The following is an 18,350-nucleotide window of genomic DNA, read 5'->3' as shown; positions in this document are numbered from 1 at the left end:
TTTGAAAATAATTATCATTCTCTTCTGAGGGGGGAAGGTTATGAGCTTAGTAGATATTAAAATTGGTGAGAAAGTGTTAGTAAAAAGTATTCAGTCGTTAGATCAGTTATTAAAGCGTAGATTAGCTGCTTTCGGTCTTTCCGAAGGAAGCGAACTTCGCCTAAAACAGAAAGCGATGTTTAAAGGTCCTTGTACATTGGAGTGTCGTGGGCAGTTAATTAGTATTCGTCATTGTGACGCGAAAATGATAAAGGTGGAATTAGCGTGAATAAGGTTGCTTTGCTAGGGAATCCGAATACAGGGAAAACATCATTATTTAATGCACTCACTGGTTCTTATGAATATGTAGGGAACTGGAGCGGTGTAACAGTAGAAAAGAAGGTTGGTAAATTAAAAGATAAGCAAGGAACATTAATTGATTTACCAGGCGTTTATGATTTAAATCCAGTTTCACGTGATGAAGGCGTCGTTACAAATTTTCTATTAACAGACGAATTTCATCATATGTTAAATATAGTGGACTCTTCGCAATTTGAGCGAAATATGCATTTAACATTGCAATTACTTGAATTTGGTAAGCCAGTTTCAATTGGTTTAAATATGATTGATGTGGCAAAGCAAAGAGGAATTGTTATTAATGTAAAACGATTATCAGAAATATTAGGAGTAACAGTCGTTCCTGTTGTTGCAAGAAGCGGAAAGGGCTGTGAAGAATTACTTGCTACTCTTCATGAAGAGAAACAAAAAGAGAAAAAACCATTCATTATTTCATATGGTGTACGAATGGATGAAGGGATCGGAGAGGTAATCGCTCTTTTAGAGACAGCGAATTACGAGCATCCAAGATGGTTAGCCCTTCAATTTTTAAGCAATAACGAAGTAGTAGAAAAAGAAATGAAAGCATTACCAATTTATAAGGAACTTATAGCCATTCGATCTCGTTTGGAAGGAAAACTTGATTGTACGTTGGAGGAGCATATTTACAAAACTCGTGAAGCGTATATTGAAAAGTTAAAAACAAATGTCATTCAGCATGAGAAAGAAGGAAAAATTCCTTTTTCGGAAACAATCGATAAGTTAATTACACATAAAATTTTAGGACTTCCAATCTTTTTAGCAGTTATGTTTTTTATTTTTCAAGTTACGTTTACGTGGATTGGTACACCTTTATCTGATATGCTTGATGGATTTTTTGGCGGACAGCTTACTGATTGGGTTACAGCTGGTCTCGCAAGTGTTGGTGCTTCTGACTTTATTCAAGCGCTCGTTACAGAAGGTATTATTGCCGGTGTCGGTGCAGTATTAGTATTCGTTCCACAAATCTTTGCACTATTCTTCTTCATTTCATTATTAGAAGACTCAGGATATATGGCGCGAATTGCAGTTGTTATGGATAGAATTATGGAGTTTTTCGGCTTAAACGGAAAAGCATTTATCCCGATGATTATCGGCTTTGGATGTAACGTTCCAGGTATTATGGCAGCGAGAACGATTGAACAGGAGAAAGAACGTTTACTTACAATTTTAGTAACACCATTTATGTCTTGTTCAGCACGTTTACCTGTATATGCATTATTTGCGGGAGTGTTCTTCCCTCATAGTCAGGCGACTGTTGTGTTTTCTTTATATGTTGCAGGTATTGTTCTTGCGTTACTCGTTACAAAAATTATGTCCCTTACTATTTTAAAAGCGGAAAAATCTATTTTTGTAATTGAACTACCTCCTTACCGTGTGCCACAAGCGAAAACACTATGGCTGAGCACGTGGGAGAAAGGTAAAGGATTTGTTCGTAAAGCAGGTACATTTATCTTCGGTGGTTCTGTTGTCATTTGGTTATTAAATTATGCAGGTCCATCAGGATTTGGTGTTGATATGGGAGACAGTTTCTTAGCGATGATTGGTGGTTTTATCGCTCCACTATTCGCACCGCTCGGCTTTGGAACTTGGCAAGCTGGGGCATCCCTTTTAACAGGATTTTTAGCGAAAGAAGTTGTCGTTTCAACAATGGCGATTATTTATGCGGTTAAAGAAGATGTGCTAGGTAATGTAATGGGGGCACATTATACAGCGTTATCAGCGTACGCATTTATGTTCTTTGTTTTATTATATGTTCCGTGCTTAGCGACAGTAGCTGTTATTAGACGCGAAACAGGATCGGTGAAATGGACAATTTTCTCTGTCGTTTATCCACTTGTTGTTGCTTATGTATTAACGCTCATTATATACCAAGTTGGATCCTTACTCGGATTCTAGAAGGAGATGTATTACAATGATGGTCAATATTATAATTGGAGCTATCATTTTTGGTTATGCAGCATATACGTTAGTTAATTTTGCAAAGAGAAGTAAAAAAGGAAAATGCGCAGCATGTTCTTTAAATAAGTCATGTCAGTCGCAAACTTGTAGTCCAGATATGGAGCAAATTGCTCATAAATAGAAAAAAAGCTTTGCGGATTTCGCAAAGCTTTTTCTATTTATTTTTTAATTGTAACAAGTTGAGCTCCTTCTACACCATTTTTTCCAGGGAATTCTTTACTAGGATCCTTATCGAATTTTAGTACGCCTACAGATTTTTCTTCACCTTTTACATTTCCGTAAGTTGCATCGTCAACGATTGCGAACATATCAGCATATGCGCGGCCACTTCCGATAATTGTGTTACCTTCATAGTTTAATTTTGCCCCATCAAGTGTAGCATTTTCTACCTTCTCTTTTGCAAATAGTACGCCTTGCTCTGCTGTTACAGCTGGTAATTTATCAATTGCTTTTGTGTCGTCATTTTTATCGACTTTTCTAAGTAGTTCTTTCTTAACAAGTTCTTCGCCAGTTTTCTTATCCATTACAAGAACCTTTTTATCTTCAAGTGTTGTAAGTTTCATTTTATACATATCTTTTTCTTTTACTTCTTTTTTATTTTTATCCGCAATTTGCTGAACTTGCTCTTCTGTTCCGTATAATACAAAGCCGTTCGCTTTTTCTCCTAATAAAGAACAACCTGATAATGCTCCAAATGAAATTGCTGCTGCCAATCCGATTCCTACTAATTTTTTCATGATGATTTCTCCTTTTATATGTTTTATAGTAAATACCGTTTCTGTATTAGTCCTGAAATTATGAGAAGCATTTTTGTTATTCCGTTGCTTCTGGTATTAGTGTATAAGAAATATGGAGATGCAACTATCGAGTTAGCTTACAGTAACATTACAATGATGTAATTTAGTGAAAGTATGTAAAAATAAGTTAATTTCGAGAAAAGAAATAATAAGAATATAGTAGGAATACAATATTCTATCTAGAATGTCATATTATATTGGATGTATTTTGGAAATAACATGTAAGGATATCTTAGTTTTGTTATAATAAACACATAGGTTGTAAAAATGAATATTCTTACTGTAAAGGGAGATTTTTAATTTTTCTAAGTAGTAAATTTGAAATATGAGGTATATCATAGGAGGAATTTGAATGTCTGTATTTAAACGATTACGAGATTTAACAATGTCAAATGTGTATTCATTAATTGAAAAAGCTGAGGATCCAGTTAAGATGACGGATCAATATTTACGTGATATGCAAGCGGATGTACAAGAAGCTGAGAAAAGTGTAGCTGCTCAAATCGCACTTGAGAAAAAGTTCAAGTTATTATTTGAAGAGCAAGAAGCACTTGTGAAAAAACGTGAAGAGCAGGCACATATGGCTGTTCAAGCTAGTAACTTAGATCTTGCGCGTCGTGCTCTTGAAGAAAAACAAAATGCAGAGCAAAAGATGAATGAATATAAAGCGAGCTATGAACAAAATAAAGCTGCTGCTGATAACCTTCGTGCGAAGCTAGAAGAAATGCGTAAGCAATTAACAGAGCTGAAAAATAAACGTGAAACACTTGTAGCACGTGTAAATGCAGCGAAAGCACAAAAGAATATTAATCAGGCGATGTCTGGATTTGATGCAAATACAGCAAAAGCTGGTTTAAGCCGTATGGAAGAGAAAGCTCTTCAATTAGAGGCTGAGGCAGAAGCGAGCGGTGAAATTTACAAAAAAGAAAAATCATTAGATGATGAATTCGCAAGCTTAAATAAAAATTCTGCTGTTGACGATGAATTAGCTCGTATTATGAAGCAGTATGAGAAATAATATAGAATAGAGACAAATGGACCGACATGTCTAAATATATTCATGTCGGTTTTCTATTATATTTTAGAGGAGGTTTTGCAATGACATGGATGAATGTGTTAGCTATGCTCGTATGGACAGGGGCGAGTGCGGTACTTTTATTTGCAATTATGTGGGTTGATTCGATTTTTACAAAATACAATGATTTAAAAGAAATAAAAAATGGGAACACAGCTGTGACAACACGTTTCGTTATGAAGTTATTCGCTCAAGGATACATCTTGTCACAATCAATAACGAAAGCGAATGATTTATGGCAAGCGCTTCTTGCCTCAGCAGTTTCATTCGTTATTTTATTAATTGTAGAGATGTTTATTGAATTTGTTTTAAGAAAAATGGTAGGTCTTGATTTAGAAGAAGGAACGAAAGAAGGCAGCGTAGCACATGCGATGTTAGCTGGTTCATTACATATCGTTGGTGCACTTATTTTAGGTGCTTGTTTATAAAGAAAAAAGGAGGGGTAGATTGTGAGCTTATTTAAACGTATTAAAAATATAATGAAAAGCCCGGAGCAGCCGAAACCAGAAAAGAGTCTTTTAACGTTAGCTCCTGGCGATATGATTGAAGTTTCGTTAGTAATGTATGAATTAACTGGGAAAACGAGCATGCATTCTCGTAAGGAGATTGTTTTAACCCTGCAGGACGGGAAAGACATTCGCTATTTAAAAATTGAAGACCGTGAAAATACGTATTACAAATTATATACACCAATTGACGGTCGTTTAGATTCAATCGATGAAATTCCGACGACAATTGAAATGGATGATACAGAGTACCATATGGAAGAGCAATATAATGGACGTGTTGTTGTAATGGGGAAAACACCATTCGCTGCTTCGGAGGAACAGTACGTATGGGAATTCCAGTCTGATAATCGTAAATTATTACGTATTGAATGGCAAAATGGTCGCACAATGATGTATGAGGGAGAAACAATTATTCCTGCTGATGTACAAATCATAAGAGCAACATAAGGGGGGCGTAATCATGTCAAACCGATTGTTTACCATGATTAAATCGTTCGTAATCCCTATACTTGCTATCGTTACATTACTTGTTATTGCGGGTTATGCTTTATCAGGCTGTCAAAGTGGTCAAGCGAAGTCAATTCAAGACCGCTATCCGCTTGAGTCTGTCGCAAAGGAAGGTAAACAAGAATCTTACGTGTATAGGGCCGCCAATCGGTCAGTTCCTGAAGTCGCAAAGGAACTTATAGCCGAAAGGAAACCGAAGCAAGCATCTAAAGAAGACGAAAATCAAATGTTCCTCGTTTATTCTGATAAAATGTATAATCTTCAAAAGGATAAAGAGAAACCATCCGATACGTTAATTGAAATAAGTAATGAAGAATTTGTCCGTCAAAATTACCAACCATCCTTCTTACAAGGATATATTATGGGGAGTATAATAAACGATATATTCGGTTCACGAAAATCATCATACGGTGATTATCGCGGATATAACGACAGACAAAATCATAAACCGGTTATTCCGGAAAGACCACCTACGAAAGAAGAAAAGAAAACCCCGCCTCCAATTACGAAGGAAGGGAAAGGATCGATTATTAAGCGAGGCGATAATGTTGATTCGAAACCATCAGTAGGTGATACAGGTAGTATTACGGAAAAAGGAAGTAATACCCCGCCACCGTCTACTGGAAGCAAAGGGACAATCACGAAAACGCCAGGTGGCTCGAGTGGATCTGATGTGAAGCCGAAATCATCCATTAAAACTCCGCCAAAGAATACGTCTCCCCCGAAAACGAGGGTTGGCGGCTCAGGAACAATTACGAAGAGAAGATAGTGTAGGGACCGAGAAGTAGAATTTGCTTTTCGGTCTTTTTTGTTATGGGAATTAATTCCTTTTAGCTGGTGCAATTAAGGCATAAGGGGGATAGTATGTACATGTACTCTATTTCTGTATATTCCGCTTCGTTTTCAACATGAAGTGACCGCCTTTCACAAATACGTAGAATGGATTAAGAGTGGAGGAAGATGGGGGAGTGAAAATATATCAGCGATTTTTAGAATATATCGTTCACAACTCAAATTATATCGGCGATTTTCAAACAATATCGACCGCAACTCAAATTATATCAGCGATTTTTAAAATATATCGATTTACCGACAAATACCGTCAACGGTAGCAAACTAATAATAAAACGAGGCTGTTCCAAATTTTCTTTTGGAACAGCCTCGTTTGTTATAACTATTAATGAATATCATGTTTCTTGAAATTACCGCCTTTTACTTCTGCTACGTCATAAACTGTAATAAAGGCATTTGGATCAATTTCCTGAATAAGTTCTTTCATTTTACTTTCTTCTAAACGGTTAATTACACAAGAAATTTCTTTGAATTTCTCTCTTGAATAACCACCATAAACTTCATTGTATGTTGCGCTTCGGCCTAAACGATCGCGAATCGTTTCCACCATTAGCTCAGGTTCTTTTGTAATGATTTTAAATGTTTTTGATCCACTTAAACCAACCTCAACAATATGAATTACTTTAGAAGCGATAAAGTAAGCAATTGCCGAAAGGATAGCTCCTTGAAGACCAAATACTGTTGAAACAAAAATAAAGACAAACATATTTAAGAATAAAATAAGGTCACTTGTTCCAAATGGTAATTTACGAGAAAGTAATACTGCTAGCATATCGATTCCATCTAATGCACCACCGTTACGTAATGCAAGTCCCATACCAAAACCGATAACAATACCACCAACAACAGTAACTAAAAGTGTGTCGCCTTCAATAATAGTTGGTATTCCGTGCATGACAACGGTACCTACTGCTAATGAAGCAATCCCGATAATGGAATAAATTGCAAAGCTTTTACCAATTTGCTTATATCCTAACCAAACGAAAGGAATGTTAATAATTGCGATTAGAGCTCCTAATGGCAATCCAAATAATCTTGAACTAACGATACTTAAACCAGTCACACCACCGTCTGATACGTTATTTGGAATTAAGACAGCTTCTAATCCGTACGCTGTGATAAATGCCCCAATAATAATCATCAAAGCTTTTAAAGCGATTTTTAGCTTATTGGGCTTGTTTTTGATAATTTTCTTCATATAATTTCCTCGTTTCAAATCAGTTTCTTGTTTGTTACATAATTCACACTTAAATTTCATTTTAACATTTTATTTGAAAAAATTCTCCTTTATTGGATGTATGCAGGGAATATTATCACCATATTACCATTAAAATATTTTTGAAATTCGTATAAGAAATCCCATCCTTTCAAAGGATGGGAGGGTGTTAAGAAAATATAAAACTAATGACTGTTAGGAATAAAGCGAAACCTAAAATAGTTCCACATACTTTCATATGGCGCTTACGACCCATAACGACGATTGCAACATATTCGCGAATCATTGCGTTAGGCCAGTAATAAAATGCTGTTTTGGAGCCAATTCCCTGGCTGTTAAGACCAGCTTGTCTCGCATATATACCAGCGCGGAAAAGATGGAAATTATTCGTTGTAAAGATACTTTTATACTTACCTTCAGGTTTTAATGAATCCATAATTTCTTTAGAAAACAACATATTTTGATATGTGTTTACAGAGCGATTTTCTTGCACTGTATGTTCAAAAGGAATTCCTTTTTCAACAGCATAATTTTGCATCGCTTCTGCTTCTGGAAGATTTTCATCTGGGCCTTGTCCGCCAGAGAAAATGATTGTCGGCGGTGTAGTAACAGCTGCTTGTTTCCAATAAAAGTCGATCGCTTTATTAATACGACTTGCAAGTAAAGGTGGCACTTTATCATTAATTAAACCACTGCCAAGAACGATGATGAAATCTTGGTTACGTCTCGGTCTATTGAATTGATATAAAAAATAAGCGCTTAAGAAGTTAGATAAATGTATAAAGAAATACATAGTTATAAGAGAAATAGCAGCAAAAATAAATTGAAAATGTGTTGAGAATAAACTTGCTGGGTTTATGATAGGGAGTAGTATAAAGAATAAAATCCCTAAAGCCGCAATTAAAGTTAAAGAGTTTGTGAAGCGTCGTCCTTCTCTCTGCATTAAAATTCTTGCATTAAGAAATAGTCCAAACATTAAAGCGACTATAGCAAAAGGTATCATTACAATTAGCGCTATCATGGGAATAATAACGATAAAATGTAAAGCGTTATTACCAGATGCAAACGAGACGATTGCACAAAATAATAGAAATGAGCAGAAAAAGGCATTAAACAAAAAACCATTTATTATTTTTCGTGGATCTTTTAAATACGAGAAAAGAAAAATAATAAACAATATAAGAGGAATAATTCCGAAATACATAAATGTTGTACACCCCAATTTTTATGATGTTGTTATTGCACTTTTAATACTACATGATTTTGAGGTTATTAATAATAAAAATAACGATTCAGAACTTTCTCAATAAATGATATAGATAAATATGATAAAATGTATTCAAAGCGATATATTAAAAGTAAAATGGTTGAGAAGGCACTCTGTAGAGTGTCTTTTTTCTTTTGGGTATGTAATTATGCATATTGTGTTTATTTTCAGGGAAAGAGGATTAAAATATAAGTTGTGGATACACGCTATAAAGCAGAATTTTATATAAACATTTACCTCTACTCTTTTTGTATCTAACAATCTTGTAACAATTAATGATTCTGTTTTCTAGTGTGTGTTTACGAAAAGTGGGATGGGCTGTATATAAACAGGGGAAAGAGCGTCTTCTTGAAAGGCGCCTTTTTGTTATTTAGTGCAAATGGTTATCACCATTGATATAGTGGAAAATATCTATACTAAACATTAGCAATCTTCCGTATAAAGATTATCAATTTACTATATATTCCAGTGGTGATAAGCTACATATGAAAGGCTTTCTTTTTCAAAATATTACCCCTAATAAAATTTTGAAGAAGTCAACTGTCTCCAAACTAGCCATTCATGCTTAGAGAAAAAGCACTCAGCCAGAGTGCTTTTTCTTATTTAAACATGCTATTTTTTTAGGTAATTCTCATAAAATAAAAGTAACGAAATGAAAGTGGGTGACAAAATGCCAGCTGTTGTTGAAGGAGTTATTATTGAAAACTGTAACGGAACAGTTAATTTAGGTGATAAATATAATGTGCAGCCAATTGAAAAAACAAAAGCGTATAATGGATCGGGGTCATCAAATACTGGATTTAATGTGAGAACATTTAATGGTATTAGTACAGCAGATGTAATTGATAGCGATGTGTATGATCAAGTAATTCAATCTACGTTATAATTTTTATATGTAAAATTGCATAAAGTGATGTGTTTGCCCTGTGATACAATTGAGCTGTGAGCTGTGAGCTGTTAGTGATTCTTCTTTATCATAGTTGTTAGATTAGAAATGTAACATCTTATCGAAAATCATACGTATAAGAAAAAAGACACTTCGCTTGAAGTGTCTTTTTTCATTTTAGTGATACCCTTTAGCAGAGTCTTTATGAATTTTATTTTTAAATATGCTGTAGCTCCAAAGTTGATATCCAATAACGATTGGTACCATGACCATTGCAACGAAGAACATAATTTTTAAGTTTAATTGACTACCTGCTGCGTTGTATAACGTTGTGCTATAAGCGTCGTTAATACGTGATGGTAACATTCTTGGGAACATACCTGCAAAGCCAGTGGTCATAAACATTGCGATTGTTAAGCAAACGAATGTGAATGCAAGGCCGATTTTATGTTTGTACACCATAATAAGTGCTAGTACACTCATTAACATTGCAAGTACTGGAAGAATGAATAGTACAGGATATTCCGTAAAGTTTTGGAATAAATTTGTGCGATTGGCAGTTGCTACATAGAAAATAGCTAAAGTGATAGCAGCTGCCATTGAAAATGGTCTTGCGATTTTATAAGCACGATCGGATACTTCACCAGTTGTTTTAATCATAACCCAAAGGGCACCAGATACGACGAATATAGCGGTGAAGAAAAGACCACCTAAAATGCCGTAATGGTTTAGTAAGCTAAGTAAATTTCCTTCATAACCATCTTTTCCGATTTGTAGTCCGTAATATAGGTTAGCGAATGTAACACCGAATAAGAAGGCGATTAGGAAACTACCAATTGCAAATGCCCATTTACAAGTTTTTTGCCATATAGGTGAATCGTCTTTATGCATAAACTCAAGTCCAGCAGCACGAGCAAATAGTGCAAGTAATACTAAAAATAGTGGTGTATACAGGTAACTAAACATATTTGCATATGTGATTGGGAAGGCAGCGAATGTTGCACCACCAGCTGTAATTAGCCATACTTCATTACCACCCCAGAATGGTCCAATTGCTTCTTGTAATTGATTCCGTTCTTGTCTATCTTTCGCAACGAACGGGAAAATCATCCCGTTACCGAGTGCGTAGCCGTCAAGAATAAAGTAAACTGTCCAAATCACACCCCATAAACCGAACCAGATGATTGCAAGCATATCATGAGACATGAGCCACACCTCCCTCAGTATTATGTTCTTCTAATGCAGCTGGTCCTTTTTTCGCGAACTTCAGCATTAAGTATACGTCTGCAATTAAGAGTAAAGTGTAGAACAATATTAAACTAATTAATGAGAACCAAATTTGTGGAACTGATATAGGTGATACAGATTCTGCTGTACGCATCAATTTATATACTGTCCATGGTTGACGACCTACTTCAGCAACAATCCAGCCAGCGTTAATTGCGATATATGGAAGTAAGACAGACCACATTGTAATTTTTAAATAACGTTTTGAGTTTTCTAGTTTTCCTTTTCGGTTTAAATAGAAACCGAACCAAGTTAATGCCATAAAGAACATGCCAAGTGCAACCATTAAGCGGAAGCTATAGTACACGAGGTTAACGTTTGGACGATCTTCTTTCGGAATATCTTTTAAACCAACAATTTCTCCATCAAATGAGTTTGTATAGAAGAAACTTCCGAGTTTTGGAATTGTAAGCAGTTCAAAGTTTTTTTCATTTTTCACATCAGGAATTTGAATGATTGAGAAGCCTTGTCCTTTTCCAGTTTCCCAAACAGCTTCCATCGCAGCTCCTTTTGCTGGCTGATACTTAGCTGCTGATACACCGGATTGATGTCCCATAAAAGGTGTAATAGTTGCAGCGAATAACCCTAGCATTAAACCGAACTTAAATGATTTTTTGAAGAATTCCACTTCATTTTTACGTAGTAAGTGATAGGCGCTAATTGCCATAACGAAGAAAGCACCGACAATATAACAACCAATTACAGTATGGAAGAACATATTCCATGCATATGGATTTGTAACAAGAGCCCAGAAGTCATTTAATTCAGCGCGGCCGTTACGTACTACGTAACCAACAGGATTTTGCATAAATCCGTTTGCCGTAATAATCCAAAGGGCAGAAATGTTTGTTCCAAGTGCAACCATCCACATACAGAAAGCACGGAACTTTGGTGAGATTTTGTCTTTACCGAATAACCATATTCCCATGAAAGTAGATTCTAAGAAGAAGGCAACGAGTGCTTCGATTGCGAGAGGTGATCCGAAAATATCTCCCATATATTTGGAGTACTCAGACCAGTTTGTTCCAAATTGGAATTCCATCGTAATCCCAGTTATAATCCCCATTACGAAGTTAATTGTAAATAGTTTTCCCCAGAAATTTGCCATTTTGCGGTATGTTGGATTCAATGTGCGGGCGTATTGAGTCTCCATACATGCTACTAAAATAACAAGTCCGATTGTCAAAGGTACAAATAAAAAGTGATAAAAAATAGTAATTGCAAATTGAAAACGACTCAGTAACAGAACGTCGGACATAATAAATATTCACTCCTTTTTACATTATCTACAGTTAGTTTATAGTGAAAATAGGGGGGGAGTATGTGTGACTTGTTACAAAGCTGTGTGTATATTTTGAAAGAATTATGTCGGTTATCTGAAAATATATTGTTTTTATAATAAGACAATATCCTTTTTGAGTTTTTCATATTTTGGTACACTATTTATGTAGTGTAAATGAGAGAAAAGAGGGTTTTTTACTATGAAGTCATTAGAAGAGATTTTGCAGTACAATGAAAAATTCGTTGAAGAGAAGAAATATGAAGAGTTTGTAGCTGGGAAATTTCCAAATAAAAGAATGGTAATTATCTCTTGTATGGATACACGTCTTGTTGAACTATTACCGAAAGCAATGAATATGCGTAACGGTGATGTGAAAATTATTAAAGTAGCAGGCGCTGTTATTTCTCATCCATTCGGAAGTATTATGCGTAGTATTTTAGTTGCTGTATATGAGCTTGGTGCTGACGAAGTATGTGTTGTTGGTCATCACGATTGTGGTATGGCAAAAATTCAAGCAAGCAGCACAATCGAAAAAATGAAAGAACGCGGTGTAACAGAAGAAAAGTTAGATACGCTTCGTTATTCTGGAATCGATTTAGAAAAATTCTTGCGAGGATTCTCTAGTGTAGAAGAAAGTGTAGAACATAGTGTATCAATACTTCGCAACCATCCGTTACTACCTGAAGAAGTACCTGTTCACGGTCTTGTTATTCACCCTGATACAGGAAAATTAGATTTAGTTGTGAATGGCTACGAAGCTTAAGAATTTACTTTGTCATCCTTTTTATCTGGGACAGGATCAAATCCTCCTGGATGAAAAGGGTGACATTTTAATATACGCTTACATGTAAGCCAAAATCCTTTGAGTACACCATGTTTTTGAAACGCTTCTAATCCATAATGAGAACAAGTCGGATGAAAGCGACATGTTGGTGGCGTCATTGGAGAAATGAACTTTTGATAAAAGCGTATAATACCGATAAAAATCTGTTTCATAATGGTCTCCTTTTCAGCATAGTCTTAAAGTATTATAGCACGACCGTACATAATTCTTTACTAATGTCGATTTCCGTTATATCATATTGGATATAACGGAATTAAAATAAAAGCGGGAGAGATGTTGTATGCCATCAGTAGAAAGCTTTGAATTAGACCATACGATTGTAAAGGCGCCTTATGTAAGACATTGCGGAGTTCACAATGTAGGTAGTGACGGTATTGTAAATAAATTTGATATTCGTTTTTGCCAACCGAATAAACAAGCGATGAAACCAGATGTTATTCATACGTTAGAGCATTTATTAGCATTTAATTTACGTAAACATATTGATCGTTATCCGCATTTTGATATTATCGACATTTCACCAATGGGCTGCCAAACAGGATACTATCTTGTTGTAAGCGGGACACCAACAGTTCGTGAAATCATTGATTTATTAGAACTAACATTAAAAGATGCGGTTCAAATTACAGAAATTCCAGCTGCAAATGAAACGCAGTGTGGCCAAGCGAAGCTTCACGACTTAGAAGGAGCGAAACGCTTAATGAATTTCTGGTTAAGCCAAGATAAAGATGAACTTGAGAAAGTATTTGGATAAAAGGAAAACTGCCTGTGAAAGGGCAGTTTTTTATTTTTTCTCTGTCGATAATTCCTATTTCTGTTAAACGAACGCACCTGTAGCCAAAATGAAAAATATAATTGGGCAAGAATATTGATGTGAGCTTATTGGAAAGCGAAATGAAAATAGAATTTGACATAACACCTTTAGGTGTTATAATAAAAACGAAACCAAATGGTGTTATTTTTAGTTTCTTTAGGAGGTAAAAGGAATGGACAAGCAAGGACAAGAAATGTTTTTGAATTTTATTTTACAAAGAGTTCAAGAAGATAAGCAGGATGAAGCAAAAGCAATACTTACAGAAAACTTCAAGAAACAAGATGAGGGTGCGTTCTCAAAAGAGGATATTGAACAATTTATACCTAAAATGATTAGTCTACTAAAACCAGAAAAATTAGAGGAAGTAAAAGCTGTAGTAAAACAGTTTTCTGGAAACTACAGTAATAAATAAGAAGAAACAATCTAAACATAATGTTTTCTAATAAGCTGTACACTCCATATTATTTTAAACTTTGAAATTAAAAGGGAAGATATGAAGCACGTTATATGCTTAAACAAGAACCATTAGTTACTATACAAAGTTGGCTGTACTATTAGAAGGATAAGCTATCTACTCTAAAAACGTCTGTAGAGGAAGATAACAATTAGTTATAAGAGAACCGAATTTGTGTTGTTTAACACTTATTGGTTCTCTTATTTGTTTTGGTCGCATTCTTTCAACTGTCTTTTATTAACTGTTCGTAAAAGCCAAATTGGTGAAAGGTAATAGTCAGAAGGTGATTAAAATTACATTTTTATGTAGGTAATGATGAGAACAATCCAAGAGAAAGCCCCGGCAACAATACAAATAAATCCAGTTCCTGAATCCTTTTTCTTTATTTGTTCAATTGCAATGAGGAACATTAAAGCTCCTAATAGAAATTGTGAAAGTGGTAGAAAGTTATGTTGATCTGTCAGTAAACCAATGCTGGATATGATGATGACACTGAGTGCGATTAAAATGCGTAGTATACGAAGCATGTTATGACTGCTCCTTGTTGTTTTTTGTATAGGGGTTATCTTCTGGTTTATCAACGGAATGTTTATATGAATAGCCTTTATTAATTGTCATGATGGAGAGTACTAATACGATCAGTACGATTATAATGCCGATAATTAATATTTTGAGCATGAAATCCCTCCTTTTCTTTATTTTACATAATTTTGTAATTGATGAAAACAATAGAAATTAAAAGGATGAAAGAAGGGTGTTACATGGAGAATAAAAAAACATATTATATATCAGTTGGGAATGGCCAAATTTCGCAAGTGAAGACGGCGGATACGTATAATTTTGAGATTTATGCAAATGACGAAGAGATTACAGAGTTAAGAGAGTATTTTGATCAAGCATATGAAGAGGACTTAGGTTCGTTTGTACGCTCCCACGTTCCATTCGTTGAGTATCATCACGATTCGAATAATGACCGATATGATGAACAACTACAAAAAGCATATAAAATGATTTATGATCTAGGGAATCATGAAACGAAAGAATTAGTCGCGCAAATGGGAATAATCAACGGATTGTAATTGGATAATATTATGCAGAAAAGCGAGAATATGCTACAATTTGTGGTAGGAAAAACTTGTAACCATCAATAGGGGAGTAATGGCATGTACAAATTTAAAGATTATTACCACAACACTGTACAATTATCGTTTGAACGTTACCCATTTTCTCCTGAGCCAAAGCATGTTTGGGTTGTATGCCGGTACGGGGATCAATGGTTATTAACGCATCATTTACGCCGCGGTCTTGAATTTCCAGGTGGTAAAGTCGAACTCGGGGAAACACCGGAAGAAGCGGCAGTTCGAGAAGTTCATGAAGAAACCGGCGGCATAGTTTCTGATTTAACTTACTTAGGACAATATAAAGTATCCGGAAAAGACAAAATAATCATTAAAAACATTTATTTTGCAACAATTAGTGCAGTAGAGCAGCATACGCATTACGAAGAAACGAAAGGGTCTGTTTTATTAAAAGACATTCCTGATAACATTAAAACTGATAGGAAATTTAGCTTTATTATGCGCGATGATGTATTAGCGCGTACGATGAAACATATAGAAGAAATCGGCTGTTTTACAAAGTAAAATGGCCGGTTTCTTTTTTTGCCCCAAAAAATGGTGTGAATATACCTTTGCATTCAGGAATCAAAGCCTCCGCTTATTATTGTCAGTTTCTGTCAGTAAATCGATATATTTTAAAAATCACTGATATATTTGGAGTTGTGGTCGATATATTCGGAAAATCGCTAATATAATTTCATTTGCTATCATATCGTTTAAAAAGTTTACTGAATCCCCACCTCTAAAAACGAAATCACCTCTAACAAATCATCCACCACACGTGAATGTTCAAAATCACCCCAAAACAAATCCTTCTTCCAAACGCCCCGAATTCCTACGTTTTCAGCTCCAAGCACATCGTTTTCTGGATGATCTCCAACATAAAGACATTCTTCAGCCTTTACACTTAGCTTTTGCAAAGCTCGTTCGAAAATTTCTCGGTGTGGTTTCTTCATTTTTTCTGCTTCTGAAATGAGAATTGTATTTGTATACGTATGTATGTTTAAGGCACGAAGGTTATTTGTTTGAAAGTCAGTAAAGCCGTTTGTAATAATACCAATTTTTATATTGTGCTGAGTTAGTTGCTGAAGTAATTCATGCATGTTTGGGAAAGGAATGCAGTGATGTTGAAAGTTTGTAGTGTAGTCATGCAGCAGTTGCTCTTGTGTTAAAGTGGTAATATTGTATTCGGAAAGGAGAGCAGCATATACTTTATCTTTCCAAGTGTAGCCATTATTATCGAGTTCAAGAAAACGAGAACAATACTCGGCTTGTTCTATGTTTATAAAATGAAGAGAAAAGCGATTGTATTGGTCGTGAATAAATTGCTTTAAAGATTGACGACGATCTAATAGTGTCCCATCTAAGTCGAAAAGTACTGCACGAATCATAAGTAACCTCCTTAAAAAATAGGGATATTTTCATAAGTAATTATCGCATATTTGTTAGAAAATGATTATTATATTTTTGTAGAATGAAACGACGGAGGTTTATATGAAGGAACTGTATGGAAGGTTAGTTTGTTTTATTATTTCAATTGGCTTAGTGGCTGGATGTGATATGACGAAGCAAACTTCGAAAAGAGAGAAGAAAGATGTGTGCGAAACGACAGAAGAATGCACGCAAATAGGAGATAAAACACTTCAAAAAGTATATAAAAAGATAGATGGACTTTCAGAACTTGAAGTACCAGAAGATTATGATGTAGAAGAACATGTAAGTAATGATAGGAAAGAAGCAGAGAAGAAAAAAGAGGATGATGAAAATTATTTCTTTTTAGCTTCTTATTATATTGATGGTGATGAAATTATAGATCCTTATTTCGACAAACTAGATCGTGAACGATTGAATAAGGCTTTTGCGGAGGATAAGGAAGCGAAAGAAGAAGTATTAAAGCAACGTAAAGATAGGGATTATCATGAATCGTTATGGGAGATGTATAGCACTCTTATTCCAGCTAAGTATCGCACTGACATAAAAGAGTTTGACATGGTAACAGATGGTTACGACGGAATTGTCGCCCACGTTATGCCAAGTATGGAGTATCCGAAAGAGTGGACCATTAGTTTAGATACGCTTGATTCTGCAGTAAATATCGATCAAGTGATAAAAACGTTAATACATGAGACGGCTCATGTATTGATGCTGGGACATAAACAAATACCAGTAAACGAAAAGTACTTAAAAGCTTTTGAAGAAGATAAAGATATATCATCATACCAAAATAAATGTAAATCTCTTTTCTTACAAGAAGGATGTGCGAAGGAGAGCTCTTATATAAATCAATTCCATAATTTGTTCTGGAAACAAATTGTGCTGGAGTGGATAGAAAAGAAAGTGGAAGAAAGTGAAGAAGCTCAAATGGAATTCTTTAAGGAAAAGCATGATGATTTTGTTTCACTGTATGGGACGACAAATGTAGCAGAAGATATTGCGGATACATTTACAGCGTTTATTTTACAAGATTCAAAAAAGGTGAAAGAAGGATCAGAGTTAAAGTATAAGAAAATCGCCTTCTTCTATCAATTCCCTGAGCTTGTAAAAATGAGAGCAGAAGTGTTATCGGGATTATATAATATTTCGAGGGATATAGAGCAGTCATAGTGTAGTTTTCACTATTTGTCGGTAAGTCGATATAATTGGATTTATGTTCGATATATTTTTAGTCGATCAAATGAAAACGCGAGGACGTTCCGTTCTTTGCGTTTTTCATGTTGATAAAATTGAAAATTCAGTCTTTTTACAAAAAGAAGCAGGAACTGAAGCTTTAAAATAGAATTAGTATAAAAATGTCACAAATTAGACACAATTATAATGCGCATATTATAGGGGCTATAAGTTTACTCTAGAGGAGGTAATGAAGCGTATGAAAACGATTCTTGCTGTTGCTGGTCTCATTTGGGTAATGTCTCATGGTTTTCCGATTTTTGAAGGAGAGCAAATTCGTAGTGCATTGAATAAACAGTTTAATGATTATCATATTATTGATCGAAAAGATAATGTCGTTACGGTGCGTGTGAAAGATTGTTTCCATACAGTTACAGTTGCTAATGGCAATGTTACAAATGATTCAAAAATGTGCGATAAAAGATAAAAGAAAGAAGCTGACTCTGGCGTATGGCTTTG

General features: G+C 35.1%; 24 protein-coding genes. 15 read left to right on the top strand and 9 right to left on the bottom strand.

Annotation, left to right across the window (positions count from 1 at the left end; all coding sequences use genetic code 11):
* Positions 1-40: 40 nt before the first annotated feature.
* Genes BAU28_RS07155 through BAU28_RS07145 form a run of 3 tightly spaced genes read left to right on the top strand, consistent with a single transcriptional unit; the run spans position 41 to position 2,437 of the window.
* On the top strand, positions 41-268 hold the full coding sequence (locus BAU28_RS07155) for a FeoA family protein (RefSeq protein ID WP_002173924.1): 228 nt from the start codon (positions 41-43) through the stop codon (positions 266-268).
* A complete protein-coding gene (gene feoB, locus BAU28_RS07150) occupies positions 265-2,253 on the top strand; it encodes a ferrous iron transport protein B (protein ID WP_071718163.1) in 1,989 nt (662 codons plus the stop codon). Before BAU28_RS07155 ends, feoB begins: the two co-directional genes overlap by 4 nt.
* 16 nt (positions 2,254-2,269) lie before the next feature.
* Positions 2,270-2,437, top strand: a complete 168-nt coding sequence (locus BAU28_RS07145) for a FeoB-associated Cys-rich membrane protein (RefSeq protein WP_000989587.1) — start codon at positions 2,270-2,272, stop codon at positions 2,435-2,437.
* 37 nt (positions 2,438-2,474) lie between these two features.
* On the opposite strand, the gene BAU28_RS07140 is transcribed toward BAU28_RS07145, so the two are convergent.
* The gene (locus BAU28_RS07140; protein WP_048374403.1) at positions 2,475-3,053 is read right to left on the bottom strand and encodes a lipoprotein BA_5634 family protein; all 579 of its coding nucleotides are present in this window, start codon (positions 3,051-3,053) and stop codon (positions 2,475-2,477) included.
* Positions 3,054-3,465: 412 nt separating this feature from the next.
* Between BAU28_RS07140 and BAU28_RS07135 the strand changes: the two genes are divergently transcribed.
* The 4 genes from BAU28_RS07135 (at position 3,466) to BAU28_RS07120 (ending at position 5,973) form a co-directional block, all read left to right on the top strand.
* On the top strand, positions 3,466-4,131 hold the full coding sequence (locus BAU28_RS07135) for a PspA/IM30 family protein (protein ID WP_002173920.1): 666 nt from the start codon (positions 3,466-3,468) through the stop codon (positions 4,129-4,131).
* 80 nt (positions 4,132-4,211) lie between these two features.
* Positions 4,212-4,616, top strand: coding sequence for a DUF350 domain-containing protein (locus BAU28_RS07130; RefSeq protein WP_048374404.1), 405 nt, complete (start codon positions 4,212-4,214; stop codon positions 4,614-4,616).
* A gap of 21 nt (positions 4,617-4,637) precedes the next feature.
* A complete protein-coding gene (locus BAU28_RS07125; protein WP_071718162.1) occupies positions 4,638-5,144 on the top strand; it encodes a DUF4178 domain-containing protein in 507 nt (168 codons plus the stop codon).
* Positions 5,145-5,157: 13 nt separating this feature from the next.
* Entirely contained in the window at positions 5,158-5,973 is an 816-nt protein-coding gene (locus tag BAU28_RS07120) for a DUF4247 domain-containing protein (protein ID WP_071718161.1), read from the top strand.
* Positions 5,974-6,381: 408 nt separating this feature from the next.
* On the opposite strand, the gene BAU28_RS07115 is transcribed toward BAU28_RS07120, so the two are convergent.
* Both BAU28_RS07115 and BAU28_RS07110 read right to left on the bottom strand, forming a co-directional pair.
* Complete coding sequence (locus tag BAU28_RS07115; protein WP_071718205.1) at positions 6,382-7,254, bottom strand: YitT family protein; 873 nt, start codon at positions 7,252-7,254, stop codon at positions 6,382-6,384.
* A 187-nt stretch (positions 7,255-7,441) separates the two neighbouring features.
* Positions 7,442-8,476, bottom strand: coding sequence for a YdcF family protein (locus BAU28_RS07110; RefSeq protein ID WP_071718160.1), 1,035 nt, complete (start codon positions 8,474-8,476; stop codon positions 7,442-7,444).
* 715 nt (positions 8,477-9,191) lie between these two features.
* On the opposite strand from BAU28_RS07110, the gene BAU28_RS07105 reads away from it, so the two are divergent.
* Positions 9,192-9,425, top strand: a complete 234-nt coding sequence (locus BAU28_RS07105) for a spore germination protein (RefSeq protein WP_071718159.1) — start codon at positions 9,192-9,194, stop codon at positions 9,423-9,425.
* A 177-nt stretch (positions 9,426-9,602) separates the two neighbouring features.
* Here BAU28_RS07105 and cydB read toward each other — a convergent pair whose 3' ends face one another.
* Together cydB and cydA are read right to left on the bottom strand one after the other, a co-directional pair.
* Complete coding sequence (gene cydB, locus BAU28_RS07100) at positions 9,603-10,631, bottom strand: cytochrome d ubiquinol oxidase subunit II (protein WP_071718158.1); 1,029 nt, start codon at positions 10,629-10,631, stop codon at positions 9,603-9,605.
* Entirely contained in the window at positions 10,621-11,970 is a 1,350-nt protein-coding gene (gene cydA, locus BAU28_RS07095) for a cytochrome ubiquinol oxidase subunit I (protein WP_025148876.1), read from the bottom strand. Before cydA ends, cydB begins: the two co-directional genes overlap by 11 nt.
* A gap of 223 nt (positions 11,971-12,193) precedes the next feature.
* Here cydA and BAU28_RS07090 point away from each other — a divergent pair, with 223 nt between their 5' ends.
* The gene (locus BAU28_RS07090) at positions 12,194-12,757 is read left to right on the top strand and encodes a beta-class carbonic anhydrase (protein ID WP_071718157.1); all 564 of its coding nucleotides are present in this window, start codon (positions 12,194-12,196) and stop codon (positions 12,755-12,757) included.
* Here BAU28_RS07090 and yidD read toward each other — a convergent pair.
* The gene (gene yidD / locus BAU28_RS07085; protein ID WP_071718156.1) at positions 12,754-12,990 is read right to left on the bottom strand and encodes a membrane protein insertion efficiency factor YidD; all 237 of its coding nucleotides are present in this window, start codon (positions 12,988-12,990) and stop codon (positions 12,754-12,756) included. The two genes, BAU28_RS07090 and yidD, sit on opposite strands and share 4 nt — an antisense overlap.
* A 128-nt stretch (positions 12,991-13,118) precedes the next feature.
* Here yidD and luxS point away from each other — a divergent pair, with 128 nt between their 5' ends.
* Positions 13,119-13,592, top strand: a complete 474-nt coding sequence (gene luxS, locus BAU28_RS07080; RefSeq protein WP_025148878.1) for an S-ribosylhomocysteine lyase LuxS — start codon at positions 13,119-13,121, stop codon at positions 13,590-13,592.
* A 232-nt stretch (positions 13,593-13,824) separates the two neighbouring features.
* Positions 13,825-14,064 carry a hypothetical protein gene (locus BAU28_RS07075; protein ID WP_071718155.1) on the top strand — a complete coding sequence of 80 codons (240 nt, stop codon included), beginning with the start codon at positions 13,825-13,827 and terminating at the stop codon, positions 14,062-14,064.
* 335 nt (positions 14,065-14,399) lie between these two features.
* Here BAU28_RS07075 and BAU28_RS07070 read toward each other — a convergent pair whose 3' ends face one another.
* Positions 14,400-14,633 (bottom strand): YczI family protein, encoded by a 234-nt coding sequence (locus tag BAU28_RS07070; RefSeq protein WP_071718154.1) that lies wholly within the window; start codon positions 14,631-14,633, stop codon positions 14,400-14,402.
* A 1-nt stretch (position 14,634) separates the two neighbouring features.
* On the bottom strand, positions 14,635-14,784 hold the full coding sequence (ytzI, locus tag BAU28_RS07065) for a YtzI protein (protein WP_071718153.1): 150 nt from the start codon (positions 14,782-14,784) through the stop codon (positions 14,635-14,637).
* Between the two features lie 83 nt (positions 14,785-14,867).
* Between ytzI and BAU28_RS07060 the strand changes: the two genes are divergently transcribed.
* On the top strand, positions 14,868-15,185 hold the full coding sequence (locus tag BAU28_RS07060) for a hypothetical protein (protein ID WP_002173903.1): 318 nt from the start codon (positions 14,868-14,870) through the stop codon (positions 15,183-15,185).
* Between the two features lie 84 nt (positions 15,186-15,269).
* Positions 15,270-15,749, top strand: coding sequence for an antimutator 8-oxo-(dGTP/GTP)ase (mutTA, locus tag BAU28_RS07055; RefSeq protein ID WP_002015736.1), 480 nt, complete (start codon positions 15,270-15,272; stop codon positions 15,747-15,749).
* A gap of 200 nt (positions 15,750-15,949) precedes the next feature.
* Here mutTA and BAU28_RS07050 read toward each other — a convergent pair whose 3' ends face one another.
* Positions 15,950-16,615, bottom strand: coding sequence for an HAD family hydrolase (locus tag BAU28_RS07050; RefSeq protein ID WP_071718152.1), 666 nt, complete (start codon positions 16,613-16,615; stop codon positions 15,950-15,952).
* 103 nt (positions 16,616-16,718) lie between these two features.
* Between BAU28_RS07050 and BAU28_RS07045 the strand changes: the two genes are divergently transcribed.
* Together BAU28_RS07045 and BAU28_RS07040 are read left to right on the top strand one after the other, a co-directional pair.
* Positions 16,719-17,828, top strand: coding sequence for a hypothetical protein (locus BAU28_RS07045; protein ID WP_071718151.1), 1,110 nt, complete (start codon positions 16,719-16,721; stop codon positions 17,826-17,828).
* A gap of 262 nt (positions 17,829-18,090) precedes the next feature.
* The gene (locus tag BAU28_RS07040; RefSeq protein WP_002173899.1) at positions 18,091-18,318 is read left to right on the top strand and encodes a hypothetical protein; all 228 of its coding nucleotides are present in this window, start codon (positions 18,091-18,093) and stop codon (positions 18,316-18,318) included.
* Positions 18,319-18,350 lie beyond the last annotated feature (32 nt).

It is taken from the genome of Bacillus paramycoides (assembly GCF_001884235.1).
In the GTDB taxonomy this organism is placed as follows: domain Bacteria; phylum Bacillota; class Bacilli; order Bacillales; family Bacillaceae_G; genus Bacillus_A; species Bacillus_A paramycoides.
The sequence above is the reverse complement of the archived record's forward strand: the minus strand, read 5'-3'. Positions and strand labels throughout refer to the sequence as shown.